The sequence below is a fragment of the Enterococcus sp. HMSC072F02 genome (genome assembly GCF_001837725.1).
In the GTDB taxonomy this organism is placed as follows: domain Bacteria; phylum Bacillota; class Bacilli; order Lactobacillales; family Enterococcaceae; genus Enterococcus_B; species Enterococcus_B lactis.
In genome coordinates, this window is record NZ_KV833978.1 from 49,474 (window position 1) to 65,382 (window position 15,909).

Sequence of the window (15,909 nt, forward strand, 5' to 3'; positions counted from 1 at the left end):
GCCGAAACGGACAATATTTCGTTTCTGCCTTTTCTTCATCAGATAGTTTTTGCAACTTCATATACTACACTTATTTTCTATAAAAGTCAACACTTCCTGGCGTTTCTTCTGCTTTTTCGCAATATTTTCTTAATGTTTTCAATTTTATGTTTTCAATTATCTGACAATTCTTAATTGACAGACCATTTTTTCTCGGTTATACTTTAGAAAATTCATTTTGTGGAGGAACTTCTATGCGAACCAATATCAAGCAAATCGTACCAACACAACTGAATAACTTTTACTTTAGCTACTTTAGATAGGTTTGTATTCATCATGATGGATACAAACGTTAAACGACAGTTTGTATCTATGATGGCTAAAGAACTTTGTATTGCAGCAAAAAGCCACGTAGACAAAATGCTAAGTGGCTGAGCAGTGAAAATACAAAGTAAAAGTATCAAGCATTCTACTTTTCAATTTATTTTCCGACTTTTCAATCCATTTGGACATTTTGTCTGAATGGATTTTTTGTTTCCCAAAATTAAGGAGGAAAAAGAAATGAAAAAAAACATATTAATTGGATTAGGCGCTGCTCTGCTACTAGCTTGAGGAGGTTGCGCACAAAAAGACAATTCCGCAGAGGCATCAGATGGACAAAAAACAATTGGCGTATTGCAACTTGTACAACATAACTCGTTAGACGCTGCCTATAAAGGATTCAAAGAAGGATTAGCAGAAGAAGGGTATAAAGAAGGCGATAATCTAACAATCGATTATCAAAATGCCCAAAACAATCAAGACAACCTGAAAAGCATGAGTGAGAAGCTCGTCAAAGAAGATCCTGATTTGCTACTTGGGATCGCCACCCCAGCAGCACAATCTTTATTAAATGAAACAACCACTATCCCGATGACTGTCACAGCGGTCACAGACTTGGAACAAGCTCATTTAGTCACATCCAATGAAAAACCTGGCGGCAATGTGACTGGCACGACAGATATGGTGCCAATCGAAAAACAAATCGGCTTACTGTTAACTATCGTGCCAGACGCCAAAACAATCGGCATCATGTATAACAACGATGAAGCAAACTCTAAGATCCAAGCTGATTTGGCAGAAAAAGAATTGAAAAAAGCGGGCGTCAAAGTCAAAGTACTGACAGCAAATTCCACAAATGATGTCCAACAAGTGACGAAAAGTCTAGCTAAAGATGTAGACGGAATCTATATTCCTACTGATAACACGTTCGCAAGTGCGGCAAGTGTTGTCGGTGAAGTCGCAAAAGAAACAAAAACACCTGTCGTTGCTGGCGCAGTTGATCAAGTCAAAGACGGCGGTCTAGCAACAGTAGGGATCGACTACGAAAGCTTGGGCAAACAAACGGGGATCATGGCAGCAAAAATCTTAGACGGCAAGAAGCCAAGTGAACTTCCTGTCGAAACAGCAAATGATTTGGAACTGTATGTCAATAAAGACATGGCCAAAGCATTAGGTATCAATCCAGACAGCATCAAAGAAGCTGAATAAAACACAGGAGGATTCTCATGACAAATCTGCTCTCTCTTTTCTTATCATCTGCATCGCAAGGGGTCTTATGGGCCCTGCTTGCGATTGGTGTGTATATCACTTTCCGTATCTTGGACATTGCCGACTTGACTGCTGAAGGAAGCTTTCCTTTAGGCGCAGGGATCGCGGCAGTAAGTATTACAAATGGCTATCACCCATTGACAGCTTGTCTTCTAGGCTTTTTAGGGGGTGCGGCAGCAGGGCTTGTTTCCGGACTGCTTCACACAAAATTAAAAATCCCCGCCCTTCTTGCAGGGATCATCACCATGACTGGTTTATACTCTGTCACATCCCGTGTGATGGGTGCGCCGAACATCTCTTTATTGGGTCAGCCAACGATCTTTCATTGGGTCGAGTCATTCGGCATAACAAAAGACAACGCTGTACTGATCGTCGGTCTGCTTTTTGCTTTGATCGTTGTATGTTTACTTGTTTTGTTCTTACGTACAGAAACAGGTCTTGCCATTCGTGCAACTGGCGATAATCTGGCAATGAGCGAAGCAAACGGGATCAACACCGATAATATGAAGATCATCGGTTATATGATCTCTAATGGATGCATTGCTCTTTCTGGCTCCTTGCTTGCGCAAAACAACGGCTTTGCTGATTTGAATTCTGGTATTGGAACGATCGTGATTGGACTAGCTTCTATTATCATCGCAGAAGTTTTGTTACGTAACCAGCCACTATTGCTCCGTCTCTTGACTGTCGTTTTAGGTGCGGTCATTTACCGCTTTATTTTAGCGTTAGTCTTCGAACTGAATGTTGAACCAAGTGATTCGAAACTTGCTTCTGCTTTCGTGCTAGTGATCTGTCTTTCTTTCCCGCAGATTCAGCAAAAATTCCATTTATCTCAAAAGAAGAAAGGCGGTAGTGTCAAATGAATGACGTCTTAACATTGGAAAATCTCCATCATACCTTTGAAAAAGGAACGATCAACGAAAACTATGTCCTGAAAGGGATTAATCTTTCCTTAGAACCCGGCGACTTCGTGACGATCATCGGCGGAAATGGGGCTGGTAAATCTACTTTGCTGAACAGCATCGCCGGTACATTTTCTGTCGATCAGGGACAGATTTTATTGAATGGAAAAAATATCACGAAAAAATCCGTTGTCGAACGTTCGAAATCCATCAGTCGCGTATTCCAAGATCCTAAACTAGGGACAGCCGTTCGTTTAACGGTAGAAGAAAATCTTGCTCTTGCTATGAAACGAGGAAAAAAGCGCGGCTTCTTCCGTGGTGTCAAACCGCAAGACCGAAAATTTTTCAAAGAACAGCTGGCTCGGCTGAATTTGGGTTTGGAAAATCGTTTATCCTCAGAAATCGGTTTGCTGTCTGGGGGACAACGTCAAGCCATCACGCTGTTAATGGCCACATTACAGCGTCCAGAACTGATCTTATTAGATGAACACACCGCAGCGCTTGACCCGGCTACTTCCAAAACTGTCATGGACTTGACAGAAAAGCTGATCACCGAGCAGAATCTCACTGCTTTCATGGTCACACATGACGTGGAAGACGCGATCCGCTATGGAAATCGACTGATCATGCTTCATCAAGGAAGGATCGTCGTCGATATCCAGCAAGAGGAAAAACAGCAGCTCACAGTACCTCAACTATTGGCGTTGTTCAAACAAAACAGCGGCACGACATTGAAAGACGATCAAGTACTTTTATCTTCATAATCAGAACGAGGCTGGGACAAAAAATGAACGCCCACCCTCTTCTTTTTTCTCTTTTCTTCTTTCGTTTTTGCTTTATGTATCAACCGTTGTTTCTTCGAAAACTATTTTGTTCTCTCCTTCTTCCTGATAGAATGGATGAGAAAGGAGCTTGGTGCCATGACAACAAAAGACAAAGTACTTCATTTATTGAAAGAGACACCAGATTTTCTTTCCGGAGAAAAGTTAGCACAGCAACTGGAAGTTTCCCGGACAAGTATTTGGAAAGCCATCAAAGAATTGGAAAAGGCAGGCTATCGTTTTGAGCACGGGCCTACAGGGTATCGTTACCTGCCCTCTGACGTACTAGATGCAAAAGAAATCCAGCAAGAGCTACGGTCTTTTATTCCCGATTTGAAGGTACAAACGATGTTGACTTCTGAATCTACGATGAAAGATGCCAAATTGGCAGCAGCTCACGGAGATTCTGTTTCGAAGTTATTTGTTGCTGATACACAAGAACAAGCTCGTGGACGTTTTGGACGACCTTTTTTTGCCGAACCTGGACGAGGAATCTACATGAGTCTCTTACTCCATCCAGACAAACGGTTTGATGAACTGCCTCAATATACGATCATCGCAGCCAGTGCCTGTGTGAAAGCCATTGAATCTGTTACCGGTCGTTCTGCTTCGATCAAATGGGTCAATGACATCTACATGGATGGAAAAAAAGTCTGTGGGATTTTATCTGAAGCAGTCAGTGATATGGAAAGCGGCAGGATCAGTCATATCATCATCGGGATCGGGCTGAATTTTTCTGTTCCTCAAAATCATTTTCCAGCTGATCTCCAAGAAAAAGCCACCTCTGTCTTTCCTGATGGACAAGCGAGTATCACAAGGAATCAGCTAATCAGCAAAATCTGGCAGAAATTGTTCACCTATCTTTCTCAACCGAAAAAAGCATTGGACTTCTATAAAGAAAAATCATTCGTATTGGGAAAAACCGTGTCGTTCAATCAGAAAGGAACGACTTATGTCGGTCTTGCAAAAGAAATCGGTGATCATGGCGAACTGATCGTCCAAACAAATGAACAGGAAATGAGTTTGTCTTCTGGCGAAATCAGTCTCACATCTATCCGTACGCAATAATAGCAGATTTCACAAAAGGACACCTGATCTCATACAGTGTCCTTTTTTCTGAGTTCTCTTCAAACGACTCTCCTTATTCTCTTGACTTACCTTTTTCTATCCTCTAGAAAAAGGTGTTCTAAACGTATCAAGAAAGCATGGTACACTTTCTTTAAAGGAATCCATGCAAAAAACAGGAGAAACATGCGTTTGTACAGCAAAAAGAGATAGAGGACCGATTCCTTTTCTCGGTTTTCTATCTCTTTTCTATCAATGGTGGTAAAGCTGATTATTGTTTCTATTCAGTTTTTTTATGATACCCACACAGGACTATTTGCTAGTCCTGTGTGAAAATACTTATGCGATCATAAGTTATGTGCTTGTTTCCTAAAAAATATCTATCTTCTCATCGTTCTTTTTTATTGAGGAACGATGTCGATAGAGCCGATATAACCTGCGCGATAGTTTTCGATGACTATCAGTGGCAGGCATTGCCGATACCATCTTCTCCCCCAGGATTGAGATCGTTCACCTTTTCTTCTTGAAGCGTGCGACTGATATTGAGCACGTGATTTTCCGCTTGCAAATCTTCATTGATGAACATATTTATCATACTCGTCAACACTAGCGTTGATAGTAATAGACTACCAATGATTTTCTTTTTCAATCCAATTACTCCCCCTTTATTATCTATGTAGCAACCAACTTACAACTAAAAAATCAACGCATCCCATCCCCCCTGTCTGACATTCTCGTGTTTCCATCTCCTATAATAAAGGACTATTTTGTTTTTTACTCTTTTTGTATGCGATTGCAACACTTTTAATAACATATTTGTTATTTTTTCCTGTTTGCTACATAGATAGAACAATAAATAGAGTGATCAAGAAAGTTCTTTTGCTTTTGGAAAGAACTTCAGCTGGTTCTCCGGTGCTTCGCACACCACTTGCATTTTGAATTTTTTCTCTGCGACAGAACGGATCAAAAATTTGTCTGCGCTCGTCAATTTTATCCCGCTTTCTTTTTCGATGTCTTCAAACGTAAATGCATGTTTCTCTCCTTTTAACCGAAGAATCAGGGGCGAAACATCTGTACGTGTTAAATTAGTGATGAGTTTTTTCAAATGCATCCTCCTCGATTTGATTTTTGTGGACAGCTGTTTTTCGCTTAGATAGACAGTAAAAATCGGCTGATTCCTCTGCCAACTTCACTTATGTTTTTACTATAACATGTTTTTTTTCATGCCTTGGGACCATAATTTCTAAAAATAAAAAAGAATGATACGAAGAAAAAAAGCCTTTGACAACAAGGATAAATGAGGATTGAAAAAAATCGGTACGAATCTTTTTTCATAAAGGAGCCCCTTGTTTTATTTTTTATGGAAAATATCAGAAAACCGTACCAGATATTTTCCACCTTAGAAAAAGACGGAACAAAAACAAAAAGAAAGCATGATAAAGTGAATACAAAGATACAAATAAAAAAAGAAAAGAGGAATTGACATGCCAAAAGAAGATATTGCAAATTCACCAGATTATAGGCAAGAAACACTATTAGATAAAATGATCAATGAGATTAAAGATCCTACAACAAAAGATCTTGTAGCACAACTCCGAGATAATATAAATGTTATGGAAAGTACACCCAAACATGGAAAACATACACCTGAATACAAAATAGTTGAAGATAACAAGGTATATGCGAAGGCAGAATTAAAAGCATCAAAATTACGAGAAGAACTGAAAACACGAGCACCAGAAATATTAAAGACCTTTGATAATACTAGAAAAACAATGGCGAAACAAAAGACACAACAGAAGCAAAAAGAACAATCATTTAAAAAACAAGAGGCAAAACAAGAGACCAGTTTAAATGATTTTAAGTCGCTGCTAGCTAAACAAACAAATAATTTAAAACAATGTAAAAAGGTAGATACATTCATGAATAGACTTTTTAACAAAAATAAGATCACAAATGCAATACAAAATTACGTAACTACTCAAGTAAAAATTGATAATGCACTCAGAGCTGATCAATCTTTAGGTTGGAATGCTAGGAAAGAGATGGCGAAACTAGAAAATCCACCTCAAAAATTACAAAAAGCAGTTGAGGACTACAAACAGAGCCTTTCTAAAAGCCTAACCTCTCATCAGGTAAAAACCAGACGAAAATCCACCCACGCAGCATTAGATAACTTAACTCAAAACGCTAGTAACAGAGCTAAGAATTCAAATCTATCAAGTCCATCGCAGTCAAAGCCTAACCCTACACGATAATACTCAAAAAGCCCATCAACTATTTGCGTCAGTCGTTCCAAAAAGCAATTTTTTAGGAATCTTGACATCGATCCATTCCGTCGAGTTCTCCACGATAAATGGTACCGTATAGTTATACGTAGCTGTGCCACCTGTCGCTAATGTTTCTTCTACTTCGATGATCCCGTTACTTGTTCCAGCTTTACTTGTGTCAGGATATTGGATGAACTTTGTCACATGGATCGTATCGAATCCGTCAGTTGACAGATAAGATTCGATATTTTGACTTAATTCCTCTTCTGTCAATCCACTTTCAATGGTTTGCGTTTCTACTTTTAATTGGTTGATACGTAGAAGATTGAACCCATTAGCTGTCAGTTCGTAAAAAGCTTGTGGATGACCGATTACTTCTTTTACTAACTGTTCATTTCTTGAGACAGCTGTTTTATTTCCAAGTAGGTTATTCCCCGCAGAATCGAAAACTTCAAAAGAAAGCACATCACCATAGGCTAATTCATTTTGTCTAAGAACATTGTTCCAATTGCTTCTCAGTGTTTGTGCGTCCACAGCCAAGTTATTGGTCAAAAGGGAGAATCTTGGTGAAGTAAGATCACCTCGATAAAATACTGCTTGTGGTGCAGAGGCTACTGGACTGAAAGAATCAAGTCCGTCTCCTTGCGTAGCTGTCAGTTTTGGCAAATTATTCTCTTCGGTCAATGACAGAACAGCTACTGTCTTATCAGAGTTTGCTGCCTGATCTTGGGCGATGATCGAGTTCCCCCACTTCACTTCATAAGGAACTGTCAGTTGTACGATACCTAGTCCATCAGTTGTACGGACTTCAATATCGATTTCACGCGTACCAATCAATGACGTATCAAGTTCTGAACGTAAGGTGACTTCATACTCGCTTGCGTCTACGACTGTGCCATTTACTCGTACATTTCTAACCAATTCCTTTAGATTGCGTTCATCGGCGCTTTCACCTAAGTTAAATGTCTGAGGAACTGCTTCGGCTTCCAACTGTTTGATTGGAACTAAGCCATTGTCAGTCACTCGATAATAAGAGAAAAGGGTGCCGAATGTATAGTTTTCCGCAACTTCATTTACCATCAGTCTGCTTCGGGTGTTGGATTCCGCATGGTAAACTTTAATGATATTCCCAGCGGAAACCTCTAACGGATCGCCTTGATTGAATCCATTGATTGCATTCCTGATAACCGCATTACCCGTGACTTCATATTGATAGGTGCTTGTTTCTCCGTCTAGTACTTCGATCGAATAATAGACACTACTTCCATAATAAGGATGAACTTGTGTATCTAAGTTCGCTCGGTTATCCCCAAAAGTTGAATACAGACGTAGTGTACCATCAACGCTTCTCGTCAAACTGTATGCTCCTGCTGTACGATCACCAAGTCCTCTCAAGGAAATCGTACTTCCCCATTTCACGTCATAAGGTACAGTGATCTGCGTCATACCTAATTACAACGACTACAAGCGATAGCTCAGATACTACTCGAACAATAAGTGACAGTACCGATACGGCAGATACAACATTTATCACAAGTGATAGTCGTCATGCAAGTGTCTCTTTCCCAAGAACAAGTTCGGATAACAAGACGAACGTCAACTTAACTAATAAAACAAGCGATGATCATTTAAACAAATCAAAAAAAGTACTTCCTAAAACTGGAAGTCAATCAAATAATTGGATAACAGTCGCAGGCGTTATATTACTTGTAATCGGTTTAAGAATCACTTTCATGAGTCATAAGAAGTCGAAAAGATAAAAAAATGATCCGAGATAAAAAATAAAGGGCAACGTCAGTTAGCGACGTTGCTCTTTATTTTTGCTTGTTAACATCAAAAAATCCATTTCAAGTGATCCAAAACACGCAGATTTCATCCTTAGGAATTTATCCACGTGTTGCACCAAATTCTATTCAGTCTTTGCGGTCTAGAATCAATTGAGTAAGGGAAAAAAGGTTTTCTCTCGTTCGAAGAGAGGTATCAGGTAATTTCTTGATTTCTTTCAACGCCTTTTCGGTGTAGGCTGCTGCTAATTTCTTAGCTTCTCCCACACCTCCTGTACGTTCAACGATTTTGCGTACGGCTTCAACATCTTCTTCTGTCATTTCCGTTTTCTTCTCTAAATAAGGCAGTAAACTCTGTTTGTTTTTTTGCAAAGAATAGATCAATGGCAAAGAATAGACTCCTTGACGCATGTCTTCTAGTACAGGTTTCCCGATTTCCTGACTCTCTTTTGTATAATCCAAAATATCATCGATAATCTGGAAGGCCATCCCGATAGAAAGTCCGATATCTCCTGCTTTTTTTGCGAAACGCTCGCTTGTTCCACTTTCAAAAGCGCCAACAGAACAACTTAGTTGGAACAATTCAGCTGTCTTACCTGAGATATTCTCCAAATATTCTTTTACAGAAAGTTCATAATTATAGCGATCATCCATCTGCCCTAATTCGCCGTTCAATACTTTTTCCATACTGCGAGAATTCAATTGAAGACTTTTCAGGGAAGTCGAGTAATCAGACAATAGTTTAAAACAGCAGACGAATAAATAATCTCCTGCATAGACAGAAACGACATTCCCAAACTGACTACGGATATTAGGCTGACCACGTCGCAGATCTGCTTCATCAACGATATCATCATGAATCAGTGTGGCCGTATGGAGCATTTCGATGGAAGCTGCCAAAGCGATGGCTTTGTCCCGGTCTTGCTCTGGTCCAAATTGTGAGAACAGTAACTGATAGGCAGGTCGCAACAGTTTTCCGCCGGCATGGATCGTTTCTTTGATTGCTTGTTCGACAGGTTTGTTTTTCAGACGGACAGTTTCTTCCATCCGTTTTAGTGTTTCTGTCAATTCTTTACTTAAAGCAGGATAGTTTTCCCACATTGGATGTAGCTTCATAAAAAAACTCCTTGTGTGACGATTATTTTTTAGTAAACATCGGGCTCCATTGTTGTTTGGTTCCCTGCTCATAATCTTTTTGGAATCGTTGCAGTGTCTGCACATGTCGTAAAAGATAATTCGCCGCGATCCCGATAGCGATTCCTGACAAGATTCCCAGAACGGAAAGGACTGGCAAGTACAGCATGACTGTACATGATTGCGCAATGAAAGAGGCCATCAAAAGCTGACCGACATTATGCATGAACCCGCCGGCCGCACTGATTCCGATGATACTGACACGTTTGGGACCTAATTGCTTGACCAATAACATCCCAAAATAACTAAGCAGCGCACCGCTCATACTATAAAGGAACGTAGAAATCGTTCCACCTAGCAAGGTAGTCAGAAATAGTCGCAGCCACAATAACAAGAAGCTGTCCCGTTTTTTCATGGTAAAAATCGCAACGATCGTGATCAGGTTGGCTAATCCCAGTTTTGCCCCAGGCGCAAAAGCAAAAGGATAAGGGATCATATTTTCCAGTAAGCCAATGATCACTCCTTGTGCAACAAGTAGCGAAATATAAATCATTTTTTGTAATTTGCTCATGGTGTGTGAAGGTCTAATAAATCAGACTGTCTTCGTCACCCCCATCTGTTGATCGGACCTCGATCACTAATTTATGTGGTAAACAAACAATGGTTTCGCCATTTTTCGTTGCCCAGCCTCGACGTACGCAGATCTGGTCATCGCAATCTGCTTCTTTTATCCGTACTCGATCGCCATCTATCTCAATCAAGTTATAATCTCCGTGTTTATCTTTGTAAGTATATGTGTAGCTCTTTTCTCCAGCCATCAAAGGGAATGTTTTGATTTCTGTGCCATCCACACGCAATACCGCTTCTTTTTCTGCTGTTGCGGTGTTTTGCTGAAGACCAAAAATCATGACTGGTAAAAAAGAAAGAACAGTCAAAAGAAAAATTATAAAAACATCCCAAGGTTTGAGCAGACTTTTTTCAGCAAATTCTTTAAGGCTCATTTTTGTTCTCCTTTTTCCAGATTAACTCACCCAATTTTAGCATAAAAACAAGAGGTTGTGACACCTGCGCCTTGCTTTGAGTAATAAGAACGAAGAATAGAAAACAGCTTTCCATGTTTTCTGATTCTTAGGGCTTATTACCGAGAAGCAGCAGGTGGAACACCATTTATATCAAGAGGTTGTGACACCTGCGTCTTGCTTTAAGCGTGGAGGCTTATCTCGGGCATCTTATTCCTTTATTTTACATAAAAAGGAGGCTGCGACGGTTTGCCTCAGCCCCTTTCTATTGAAATCTTGCATTCAAGTAACGTTGTTCATCTATTTTGGTCTATTTATTTCTTGCCGTATTGGGCACTTGGTCTACCGTACCACCAATTGCCTAGTGTACGTTGTAGCCATGGAATCACCCAGCGATCCAAACCAATCGCACGACCGGAACCGTTCATCAATGCGAAAGCAACAAAAATGAACCAAATGTTTACCCAGTAAAACATACCTGATAAACAGAACATGATCACTAATACGATCGTTGTCGCACTGCATAGCCATGTGAATAACCCAGCAATCAATGCTAATGCCAAGGCGATTTCAAAGAATACCATGAATTTCTGGAAGAACATTGCTACATCATTATTTGGCATGATCACTTGCATGATCTTTGTGAACCAGTCTGGTGACTTCTCAATCACAGCCGTTGGTTCTTCTCCGTATGCATAACTCAAACCGAAATGTGCAGCATGAGTCGCTGCTTCTCCGGCACTTGCCCCTGCTCCACTAGCAGCTGTCGTTGCATCTCCAGCAGCAGAAGCACCACTGGCAACATCTGTTACGTTATATTCCCATGTCCAAGGGAATACACTGTTTCCAGTGAACCATGATCCTTCACCAAACCAAGTACTTGGTTTGAACACTTCACCATTCCCGATGATTTTTTTGGAAGCTTCAACGAACCAAACTAAACCATAGAAAATACGAAGTGGCACACTCCATAAAACGTTGCCGTAACGAGAAGAATGTCCTCGAGTCACGTTGCGATCGTCTTTGATATGGAAAAACTCATGCATTAAATATTGGAACATATAATAACCAGAACGAATATCAAAGAAGTATTTCAAATTCACGATATGTTTCATTACGATAGCTAAAAATCCGCTTAGATGAATCTTATCAAATAGGTTAGCTACCCCCCATTTAGCACCAATAGAAACCATAAATCCTTGATAGTTTCCTTTAAATTTATGCTTTTCTCCGCCTTTGATCGAAGCCACGATATTCGCTGCGGCTGTGTGTCCTGTTTGTTCAGCAGCTTGGACGATTTGCGGTGTCGGTGTTCCTGGAAACTCTTCATAAAAGACTAAATCACCGATGATATAGATGTTTTTATCTTCGTAGCCTTTTGCCTGCATGTATTCATTGGCGATCAACCGCTGTCCGCGTGCTGCTTCTAATCCAAAATCAGCAGCATCAGAAGTTCCTTTAACACCAGCTGTCCAAATCAGTGTGTGGGTCGGAATGTTGCGTCCGTCCTTCAGCTTGATATGATCCGCAGCCACTTCTACGATTGGTGCGTTCAATAATAATTCTACATTGTGCTTACGCAAATAGCGTTCAGCTTTTGCAGCATCATTTCGGTCTAACATATTTAAGATCGTCGGCATTGCCTCTACGACCATCAGTGTGATCTCGTTTGGATCCAACTTATAATCTTTGGCTAAGCGATTTTTCCAGTCGATCAGTTCCCCAATCATTTCAATACCGGTAAACCCAGAACCACAGACAACGAAAGTCAGCATGGCTTTACGCAACTCATCATTTGGTTCCAATGCAGCTTTTGCTACTGTTTTCTCAATATGTTCACGAATCCTTACAGAGTCTTCAAATGACCAAAGAGTGAATCCGTGTGCTTTGACACCAGGTGTACCAAAGTCATTCGGCTCTCCGCCCATTCCAAGGATCAGCTGATCAAAAGGATAGGAACCTAATTTGGTCTTGACGATTTTCTGTTCTTTATCGATACCGACAACTGTGTCTGTGACAAGCTGTACATTCTTTTGACGAGCAAACAAATGCTGCAGATCGTATTGGATTGCTTCTGGTTCTACACGTCCGCCAGCTACTTCATGCAACTCGGTCATCATAGTATGGTACGAATGTATAATGAATCACAAAGAAAAATTGTGGACTAAAAATGGAATGGTGGGGTATTAAAATGAAGAAAAAACGTTTTGTAACTGGATTTGCCGTGTTAGCATTTTCAGCTCTAGTGTTAGGCGCTTGCGGCGCAGATGACAACGGAAGTTCAAATTCTTCTTCTGAATCATCTACAGCACAATCTTCGACTGCAAAAAGCACAACAGAATCATCTGCAAAAGTTGTTGCTGGCGGAGACTTGCAAGACGGCACATATAAATTAGAAGAAAAAAATTATTCAAATGGTTACCGCGCAGTCTTTGAAATGGTTGTAAAAGACGGCAAAATCACTGAATCAAAATATGATAACGTCAATGAAAACGGCGAATCAAAAACAAAAGATGCAGAATACAACAAAAACATGGAAGCTAAATCTGGCACAAATCCAGAAAAATACATTCCTGAGTTGAATGACCAATTCTTAAAAGCACAAAGCGCAAGCGGTGTGGAAGTCGTAACTGGAGCTACTCACTCATCTGAAAGCTTCCAAAACTACGCACAACAATTGATCCAAGCTGCTCAAGCTGGTAACACAGATACAATCGAAATCGACAATGGTGCTGATTTGAAAGACGGCACTTACAAGCTAGAAGAAAAGAACTACTCTAACGGCTACCGTGTGCAATTCGAAATGACAGTTGCTGGCGGCAAAGTAACTGAATCAAACTTTGATTATATCGACAAAGACGGCAAATCAAAACAAGATGATACAGAATACAATGAAAACATGAAAGCCAAAAGCGGGACAGAACCAAAAACTTACATCCCTACTCTTAACGATGAATTCGTCAAAGCAATGGGTGAAGAAGACGGCTCACCAGCTGATGTAGAAGTTGTTACAGGTGCTACACACAGCTCACATTCATTCATCATGTATGCACAACAATTAGTGAATGCAGCTGAAAAAGGCGACACTCAAACAATCGAAGTAGATAATATCGTAACAGAAAAATAATCACATAATCATACGAATAAAAGTTGGAGGGTGGGACGATAGCCAGGTTAGGCAGTCGTCTCACCTTTCAAAATGAAGAGAGGAAAACAATGCGGAAAAAACTACTATTTTCCTTAATCACACTGAGCATCTCTTTTATGGTGCTAACTGGCTGCACTAACTCAACAAAAAATACAACCACTGAAAGTTCAGCATCTACCAAGATCTTAAAAGATCCGTACTCTGATGAACAGTTCTTGTTAGGGACTTACGTTCGTATCCGTGTGTATGATGAAGGCAAAGAATCAGCATTGAAACCTGCCTTTGATCGAGTAAAAGAACTTGGTGATAAAATCACGATCAATCAAAAAGGTTCCGAGATCGATGAAGTGAATGAACAAGATGGTATCAAACCAGTAAAAGTTTCTGACGACGTCTACACGTTAGTCAAACGAGCCTATGAATACAGCCAAGATTCTCAAGGCGGATTCGATATGGCAATTGGTGCGATCACTCAATTATGGCGAATCGGTTTTGATGACGCCAGAAAACCTTCACAAGAAGAAATCGATCAGGCATTGAAATTAGTGGATTATCATAAGATCGAACTAAATGACAAAGAAAAAACGGTCTATCTAAAAGAAAAAGGGATGATCATCGACTTAGGTGCAATCGCCAAAGGCTACATTACGGACGAAGTAGTAAAAGTCTTGAAAAAACAAGGTGTGACTACTGCTATCGTTGACTTAGGTGGGAATGTCTATGTCTTAGGATACAGCCCAAGAGGCGAAAATCAAGACTGGACAGTTGGCATCCAAGATCCGAATATGGCTCGTGGCTCTGTTCTAGGTTCTATCAAAGAACGGAACAAAACGTTAGTTACTTCTGGAATTTACGAGCGCTATTTAGAAGTAGATGGCAAAAAATACCATCATTTGTTCGATCCAAAAACGGGTTACCCGTTCGACAACGATATCGCAAGTGTCACGATCATAACAGATAAATCGATCGATGGTGACGGTCTGTCTACAGCAGTCTTTTCAATGGGTGTGAAAAAAGGTCTGGAATATGTCGAAAGCGAATTGAACAATGGGACGGAAGCAATCTTCGTAACGAAAGATGATAAAGTATATGTGACCGATCCAATTAAAGACACTTTCAAATTATCTGAGGATTCCCATTACGCGATGGGTGACCGTTCTGAATTAAAATAAGGAGCACGAACCATGACACTAAAAATCTTTTTAGAAGTAGTTGAAATACGAACAAAGGTGGCTAGTGTATTTCCTTTTGCGGTAGGGGTATTATTCTCTATCGCTTTTTTTCACGAGATACATTGGCTAAACACTTTTTTATTTTTTATTGGGATGCTAGTTTTTGATTTAGCGACTACCGCGATCAATAATTACATGGATTATGAAAAAGCTCATTCTGAAGTATATAAGTATGAAGAAAACGTCATTGGTCGCAGAAATCTATCCCCTGTATTGATCCGAAACATGATTTTAGCGATGATCGCATTTGTTTTTGTTATTGGCGTTATTTTAACGATCAATACGGGTTGGCTTTTGCTTTTGATGGGATTTATCTGTTGTTTTATCGGAGTATTCTATACATTCGGTCCAATTCCCTTGTCTCGAATGCCTTTAGGGGAAATCTTCAGCGGGGTGACTATGGGACTTGGGATTTTTGCCATGGTCGTTTATGTCAATACATTCGGTTCGGATGTCTATGATCTGACGATCAACTTTTCATCCGGGCAATTTGCTTTGGTAGGAAACCTTTGGGCTATAGCAGCAATTGTCTTAGCCTCTTTACCCCTGGTGTTTACGATTGCCAATATCATGTTAGCTAATAATTTGCGAGATCTTGACCGCGATATTGAAAATCATCGCTATACACTGGTTTTTTATATCGGACGCCCAGCAGGAACAGTCTTATTCCAGCTATTGATGTATGCTTGCTATTTTGTGATTTTGATGGGATTGTTGAGTGGTATCTATGAATGGCCGATCTTAGTCACCTTCTTGACTTTTCCAATTGTGAAGAAGCATTTAGATCAATTCAAGCAAACATTACCCCAACCTATCAGTTTCAGCTATTCCATCAAAAATATGGTCTTATTCAATGCTAGCTATGTATTGGGTTTATTACTAACGATCGTTGTACAAGCCATTTAACGACTTGAAGAGGTTGTGACAGAAGTAGTCAGCTTCAAGAAATAAGAAGGAGTTTACGA

14 protein-coding genes and 2 pseudogenes are annotated in these 15,909 nt (G+C 40.1%); 9 read left to right on the forward strand and 7 right to left on the reverse strand.

The genetic code is table 11. The annotated features are described in order from the left end of the window. Nucleotides 1-540 precede the first annotated feature (540 nt). The 4 genes and pseudogenes from HMPREF2731_RS13730 to HMPREF2731_RS13745 all read left to right on the forward strand — a co-directional run bounded on the left by HMPREF2731_RS13730 (nt 541) and on the right by HMPREF2731_RS13745 (nt 4,360). Nucleotides 541-1,509, forward strand: a pseudogene (locus tag HMPREF2731_RS13730) (ABC transporter substrate-binding protein). 17 nt (nt 1,510-1,526) lie between these two features. After that, nucleotides 1,527-2,432 (forward strand): ABC transporter permease, encoded by a 906-nt coding sequence (locus HMPREF2731_RS13735; RefSeq protein WP_002329794.1) that lies wholly within the window; start codon nt 1,527-1,529, stop codon nt 2,430-2,432. After that, complete coding sequence (locus HMPREF2731_RS13740) at nt 2,429-3,235, forward strand: ABC transporter ATP-binding protein (RefSeq protein ID WP_070873173.1); 807 nt, start codon at nt 2,429-2,431, stop codon at nt 3,233-3,235. Before HMPREF2731_RS13735 ends, HMPREF2731_RS13740 begins: the two co-directional genes overlap by 4 nt. Before the next feature lie 156 nt (nt 3,236-3,391). Then, entirely contained in the window at nt 3,392-4,360 is a 969-nt protein-coding gene (locus tag HMPREF2731_RS13745; RefSeq protein ID WP_002329792.1) for a biotin--[acetyl-CoA-carboxylase] ligase, read from the forward strand. A 457-nt stretch (nt 4,361-4,817) separates the two neighbouring features. On the opposite strand, the gene HMPREF2731_RS13750 is transcribed toward HMPREF2731_RS13745, so the two are convergent. Beyond that, entirely contained in the window at nt 4,818-5,006 is a 189-nt protein-coding gene (locus tag HMPREF2731_RS13750) for a hypothetical protein (protein WP_002315817.1), read from the reverse strand. 216 nt (nt 5,007-5,222) lie between these two features. Next, nucleotides 5,223-5,468: a hypothetical protein gene (locus tag HMPREF2731_RS13755; RefSeq protein WP_016629240.1), complete on the reverse strand. Its 246-nt coding sequence runs from the start codon at nt 5,466-5,468 to the stop codon at nt 5,223-5,225. A gap of 373 nt (nt 5,469-5,841) precedes the next feature. Here HMPREF2731_RS13755 and HMPREF2731_RS13765 point away from each other — a divergent pair, with 373 nt between their 5' ends. Further along, the gene (locus tag HMPREF2731_RS13765) at nt 5,842-6,615 is read left to right on the forward strand and encodes a hypothetical protein (protein WP_002329790.1); all 774 of its coding nucleotides are present in this window, start codon (nt 5,842-5,844) and stop codon (nt 6,613-6,615) included. 15 nt (nt 6,616-6,630) lie between these two features. Here the strand turns inward: HMPREF2731_RS13765 and HMPREF2731_RS13770 are convergent, their stop codons facing one another. After that, complete coding sequence (locus HMPREF2731_RS13770) at nt 6,631-8,073, reverse strand: putative mucin/carbohydrate-binding domain-containing protein (protein WP_002329789.1); 1,443 nt, start codon at nt 8,071-8,073, stop codon at nt 6,631-6,633. An 83-nt stretch (nt 8,074-8,156) separates the two neighbouring features. Between HMPREF2731_RS13770 and HMPREF2731_RS14735 the strand changes: the two genes are divergently transcribed. Next, nucleotides 8,157-8,387 (forward strand): LPXTG cell wall anchor domain-containing protein, encoded by a 231-nt coding sequence (locus tag HMPREF2731_RS14735; protein ID WP_269202445.1) that lies wholly within the window; start codon nt 8,157-8,159, stop codon nt 8,385-8,387. 153 nt (nt 8,388-8,540) lie between these two features. Here the strand turns inward: HMPREF2731_RS14735 and HMPREF2731_RS13775 are convergent, their stop codons facing one another. The 4 genes and pseudogenes from HMPREF2731_RS13775 to HMPREF2731_RS13790 form a co-directional block, all read right to left on the reverse strand. Beyond that, the gene (locus HMPREF2731_RS13775; protein ID WP_002329788.1) at nt 8,541-9,527 is read right to left on the reverse strand and encodes a polyprenyl synthetase family protein; all 987 of its coding nucleotides are present in this window, start codon (nt 9,525-9,527) and stop codon (nt 8,541-8,543) included. Between the two features lie 22 nt (nt 9,528-9,549). Beyond that, a complete protein-coding gene (locus tag HMPREF2731_RS13780; protein ID WP_002329787.1) occupies nt 9,550-10,116 on the reverse strand; it encodes a Gx transporter family protein in 567 nt (188 codons plus the stop codon). Nucleotides 10,117-10,129: 13 nt separating this feature from the next. Beyond that, entirely contained in the window at nt 10,130-10,546 is a 417-nt protein-coding gene (locus tag HMPREF2731_RS13785; RefSeq protein WP_002315806.1) for a NusG domain II-containing protein, read from the reverse strand. Between the two features lie 332 nt (nt 10,547-10,878). Further along, nucleotides 10,879-12,699 (reverse strand): annotated as a pseudogene (locus tag HMPREF2731_RS13790) (NAD(P)/FAD-dependent oxidoreductase); the annotation flags it as partial. Nucleotides 12,700-12,755: 56 nt separating this feature from the next. Between HMPREF2731_RS13790 and pplA the strand changes: the two are divergent. From pplA to menA, 3 genes are all read left to right on the forward strand, one after another. Further along, on the forward strand, nt 12,756-13,691 hold the full coding sequence (gene pplA / locus HMPREF2731_RS13795; protein ID WP_002307821.1) for an extracellular electron transfer flavoprotein PplA: 936 nt from the start codon (nt 12,756-12,758) through the stop codon (nt 13,689-13,691). An 89-nt stretch (nt 13,692-13,780) separates the two neighbouring features. Beyond that, nucleotides 13,781-14,884 carry an FAD:protein FMN transferase gene (locus tag HMPREF2731_RS13800; protein WP_070873174.1) on the forward strand — a complete coding sequence of 368 codons (1,104 nt, stop codon included), beginning with the start codon at nt 13,781-13,783 and terminating at the stop codon, nt 14,882-14,884. 12 nt (nt 14,885-14,896) lie between these two features. Continuing rightward, complete coding sequence (gene menA / locus HMPREF2731_RS13805; RefSeq protein ID WP_002329784.1) at nt 14,897-15,850, forward strand: 1,4-dihydroxy-2-naphthoate polyprenyltransferase; 954 nt, start codon at nt 14,897-14,899, stop codon at nt 15,848-15,850. Nucleotides 15,851-15,909: the final 59 nt, after the last annotated feature.

What these genes read in the sequence shown, in the direction of transcription:
- HMPREF2731_RS13735 (WP_002329794.1), top strand. Translation starts at nt 1,527, where the DNA reads ATGACAAATCTGCTCTCTCTTTTCTTATCATCTGCATCGCAAGGGGTC.
- HMPREF2731_RS13740 (WP_070873173.1), top strand. Translation starts at nt 2,429, where the DNA reads ATGAATGACGTCTTAACATTGGAAAATCTCCATCATACCTTTGAAAAA.
- HMPREF2731_RS13745 (WP_002329792.1), top strand. Translation starts at nt 3,392, where the DNA reads ATGACAACAAAAGACAAAGTACTTCATTTATTGAAAGAGACACCAGAT.
- HMPREF2731_RS13755 (WP_016629240.1), bottom strand. Translation starts at nt 5,468, where the DNA reads ATGCATTTGAAAAAACTCATCACTAATTTAACACGTACAGATGTTTCG.
- HMPREF2731_RS13765 (WP_002329790.1), top strand. Translation starts at nt 5,842, where the DNA reads ATGCCAAAAGAAGATATTGCAAATTCACCAGATTATAGGCAAGAAACA.
- HMPREF2731_RS13770 (WP_002329789.1), bottom strand. Translation starts at nt 8,073, where the DNA reads ATGACGCAGATCACTGTACCTTATGACGTGAAATGGGGAAGTACGATT.
- HMPREF2731_RS13775 (WP_002329788.1), bottom strand. Translation starts at nt 9,527, where the DNA reads ATGAAGCTACATCCAATGTGGGAAAACTATCCTGCTTTAAGTAAAGAA.
- HMPREF2731_RS13780 (WP_002329787.1), bottom strand. Translation starts at nt 10,116, where the DNA reads ATGAGCAAATTACAAAAAATGATTTATATTTCGCTACTTGTTGCACAA.
- HMPREF2731_RS13785 (WP_002315806.1), bottom strand. Translation starts at nt 10,546, where the DNA reads ATGAGCCTTAAAGAATTTGCTGAAAAAAGTCTGCTCAAACCTTGGGAT.
- pplA (WP_002307821.1), top strand. Translation starts at nt 12,756, where the DNA reads ATGAAGAAAAAACGTTTTGTAACTGGATTTGCCGTGTTAGCATTTTCA.
- HMPREF2731_RS13800 (WP_070873174.1), top strand. Translation starts at nt 13,781, where the DNA reads ATGCGGAAAAAACTACTATTTTCCTTAATCACACTGAGCATCTCTTTT.
- menA (WP_002329784.1), top strand. Translation starts at nt 14,897, where the DNA reads ATGACACTAAAAATCTTTTTAGAAGTAGTTGAAATACGAACAAAGGTG.